The following is an 846-nucleotide window of genomic DNA, read 5'->3' on the forward strand; positions in this document are numbered from 1 at the left end:
ATGTGTATAAGAGACAGGCCGGCGGCAACGCCGGAGCCGTCGGTGACGGCGGCAACGCCGGTAACGGCGGCGACGGCATCATCGGTCGGGACGGCGACGACGGCGGCGTTCCGGGTGCTGCTGGTGGTGCTGGTGACGCGGGTGGTTCCGGTGGCGCTGGTGGTGTCGGTGGTGCCGGTGGCTCGACGTCGGGTAACGGTGGCGCTGGTGGTGCTGGTGGTTCCGGTGCTGCCGGTGGTGCTGGTGGCGATGGCGCTGTTGGTGAGGCCGGCACGTTTGTCGGCGGTGGTGACGGCAACGGTGGCACCGGTGGTGCGGCTGGCGCTGGTGGCAAGGGTGGCGACGGCGGTGCCGGTGGTGCCGGTGGTTCGGCTACCAATGGCAGTGCTGGTGCTCAGGGCACGGGTGGCAATGCCGGTGATGGCGGCAACGCTGGTAAGGCCGGCGACGGTGGTAACGGTGCGACCGGTACTGCGACCAACACCACCGGTGGTAACGGTGGCGACGGTGGGGCGCTGGCTACCGGCGGTGCCGGCGGTACCGGTGGTGCGGGCTCGTCGACGGGTGCGAACGGTTCTGCCGGCAGCGACTCCGATGCCCACGGTGTGCAGGGCAACGGTGGTAACGGTGGCGCCGGTTATGACGCGGCCAGTGACCCGTCTGCGGCCTCGGGTGCCAACGGTGGCGATGGTGGTGCCGGTGGTAACGGTTCCGCGATCGGTAACGGTGGTGCTGGTGGTGCCGGCGGTAACGGCAAGGTCGGTGACGCCGGTGCTGATGGCGCCCCGAACTCCGGTGCTGCTGGTGGCGCTGGTGACGCGGGTGGTTCCGGTGGCGCTGGTGGTG

At 70.4% G+C, this 846-nt stretch carries 1 pseudogene; it reads left to right on the top strand.

Going from position 1 to position 846, the window contains the following annotated elements:
* Positions 1 to 846: pseudogene (locus tag LI94_RS24120) on the top strand (hypothetical protein); the annotation flags it as partial.

It is taken from the genome of Mycobacterium sp. UM_Kg27 (assembly GCF_000972905.1).
In the GTDB taxonomy this organism is placed as follows: domain Bacteria; phylum Actinomycetota; class Actinomycetes; order Mycobacteriales; family Mycobacteriaceae; genus Mycobacterium.